The sequence below is a fragment of the Streptomyces sp. 15-116A genome (assembly GCF_025290915.1).
Classification (GTDB): domain Bacteria; phylum Actinomycetota; class Actinomycetes; order Streptomycetales; family Streptomycetaceae; genus Streptomyces.
This window is the reverse complement of record NZ_JAOCQE010000476.1, coordinates 1-2,494: the sequence shown is the minus strand read 5'-3', so window position 1 is coordinate 2,494 and position 2,494 is coordinate 1. Positions and strand designations below refer to the sequence as shown.

Annotated in this window: 2 protein-coding genes and 2 pseudogenes; 2 read left to right on the top strand and 2 right to left on the bottom strand. The window is 74.2% G+C overall.

Annotated elements, in window-relative coordinates; translation table 11 throughout:
- Positions 1 to 270 (bottom strand): annotated as a pseudogene (locus N4P33_RS34580) (hypothetical protein); the annotation flags it as partial.
- Positions 271 to 492: 222 nt separating this feature from the next.
- Here N4P33_RS34580 and N4P33_RS34575 point away from each other — a divergent pair.
- On the top strand, positions 493 to 1,266 hold the full coding sequence (locus tag N4P33_RS34575; RefSeq protein WP_260830870.1) for an IclR family transcriptional regulator: 774 nt from the start codon (positions 493 to 495) through the stop codon (positions 1,264 to 1,266).
- Entirely contained in the window at positions 1,263 to 2,123 is an 861-nt protein-coding gene (locus N4P33_RS34570) for an SMP-30/gluconolactonase/LRE family protein (RefSeq protein ID WP_260830869.1), read from the top strand. The genes N4P33_RS34575 and N4P33_RS34570 overlap by 4 nt, the downstream gene beginning before the upstream one ends.
- A 41-nt stretch (positions 2,124 to 2,164) precedes the next feature.
- Here the strand turns inward: N4P33_RS34570 and N4P33_RS34565 are convergent.
- Positions 2,165 to 2,494, bottom strand: a pseudogene (locus N4P33_RS34565) (pyridine nucleotide-disulfide oxidoreductase); the annotation flags it as partial.

The window sequence follows — 2,494 nt, the reverse complement described above, 5'->3', positions numbered from 1 at the left end:
GCCGCCGGTTCCGCCCTCGCCCCAGACGCGCACGTCCAGCGCGTCCACGTTCGCCGGGACGGTGAAGGCCGCTTTGGCCCCCGCGGTCGTGGGCGGGACGAACAGGCGGCAGCCGACGAAGCCCTCGGTCGGCGTGCACACCGTGCCCGTGGGCGCGTCGGCGGCCGCGGCCGGCGTATGCGCCCAGCCACCCGTCGCGCCCAGCGCGACGAGGGCCACGGTGGCCGCACCGCGTCTGAGACGGGCACGGCGAGGAGACGTGTACTTCATTCACCACTCCACAGCTCAGCAGGCTCCCCCCCCAGGGAGCATGAAGGTGATCAGACGGCGTCACCCTATCCCCACGATCACGGGAGCATCAGGCCGCACTCCGGCCCCGGCCGGGGGCGCACCCATTGCCCGCGCCGACGCACTGTGGCTAGCCTATGTTCGTCATTCCGATCGTCTGTTGAAATATCGAACAGGCTAGAACTCACAGGGAGGGGGCCGGTCGTGGGACGCCTCGTACCTGCCGTGACCCGGGCTCTCGACATTCTCGAGCTCTTCCTCGACGGGGACGGCACGCTCTCCGCCCCCGACATCGTGCGCAAGCTGCAGCTGCCGCGCACCACCGTCCACGAGCTGGTGACCACGCTCGCCGCCCGGAAGTACATCGTCCCGGTGGCCGGCCAGCCCGGACGCTACCGGCTCGGCGTCCGGCCGTACCAGCTCGGCGCCCGCTACGCCGAGCACCTCGACCTCGCCGCCGAGGGCCAGCAGGTCGCCCGCACCGTCGCCGAGACCTGCGACGAGACGGTGCACGTGGCGATCCTGGAGGACACCGACGTCATCTACATCGCCAAGGTCGACTCCACCCACGCCGTACGCATGGTGTCCGCGGCCGGCCGCAGGCTGCCCGCCCACTGCACCTCCGTCGGCAAGATGCTGCTGGCCTCCCTTCCCGAGCAGGAGCTCGCCGCCCGCATCCCCGACGGCGCCGAACTGGCCGCGATGACCCCCAACAGCATCACCGACCCGGCCGCCCTGCGCGAGGCCCTCGCCGAGATCCGCGACCGCGGCATCGCCGTGGAGTCCCGCGAGTCCAACCCGGACGTCTCCTGCGTCGCCGCCCCGGTGCGCGACCGCACCGGCCGGGTGGTCGCCGCGCTGTCCATCTCGGTGCCGATGATCCGCTGGAGCGAGGAGCGCCGCGCCGAACTGGAGCAGCTCGCCGCGAAGGGCGCCGCCGACCTGTCCGAACGCCTCGGCCACCGGAGCGCCGCATGACCAACACCCCTGCGTACGAGGTCGCCGTCCACGCGGAGGCCACCCTGGGCGAGGGCCCCACCTGGGACCCGGCGACCGGGCGCCTGCTGTGGATCGACATCCTCTCCTCCCGCATCCACACCTACGACCCCGCCACCGGCCGGCGCACCCTGCGCCGCACCGAGCAGCACATCGGCGCCGTCAAGCCCCGCACCGACGGCGGCCTCGTCCTCAACCTGCGCGACGGCGTCGGCCTGCTCGACCCCGACGACACCTTCCGCTGGCTGCACCGCGAACCCGTCCCCGGCCGCCGCGCCAACGACGCCGCCGTCGCCCCCGACGGCTCCCTGTGGGCCGGCACCATGCGCTACGACGAGGCCACCGGCGGCGGCACCCTGTCCCGGATCACCCCGGACTGCCGGGTCACCACGGTCCTCGACGACGTCACCGTCAGCAACGGCACCGGCTGGAGCCCCGACGGCCGACGTATGTACTACATCGACACCCCGACCCGCCGTATCGACGTCTTCGACCACGACCCGGCGACCGGCGCCGTCTCCGGCCGCCGCGCCCTCGCCGAGATCGAGGAGGGCGCCGGCTACCCCGACGGCCTCACCGTCGACGCCGACGGCTGCGTCTGGGTCGCCCTGTGGGACGGCGCCGCGATCCGGCGCTACACCCCCGACGGCACCCTGGACCGCGTCATCCCGCTCCCCGTCCCCCGCGTCACCGCCTGCGCCTTCGGCGGCCCCGCCCTCACCGACCTCTACATCACCACGGCCCGCGCCGGCCTCACCGCCCCGCACCCCCTGGCCGGGTCGCTCCTGGTGATCCCGGGCCTCGGCAAGGGGGTGGCCCAGCCGGCGTTCGCGGGGTGACGTCCCTCCGCCAGGGGCGTCCGGCCGATCGCCGACGCCCCTCACCTCCCCGTACGGTCCAGCCCTCGCAGCACCTCCCGCTCACCCGGCGTCAACGGCGGCTCCGTCGACGGGGGCAGCGGGGATCCCGCGAGGGCGGCCAGGACCGCGCCCGGGTGGAACATCCGGGTCGGGGGTGTGCGCATGCTGGTGACGTCCCAGATCGCGGACGCCGCCGCGTAGGAGCCGGTGGCCGCCTTCATCATGCGCCGGGTGTACGCCGTCACCGCCCGGTCGGCCAGGCTCGGCCGCCCACCGCGCACCCCCGGATACAGCACGTCCTGACCGACCGCCATGGACCACGCCGCGTCCACCGACCGCGCCGCCCCGCG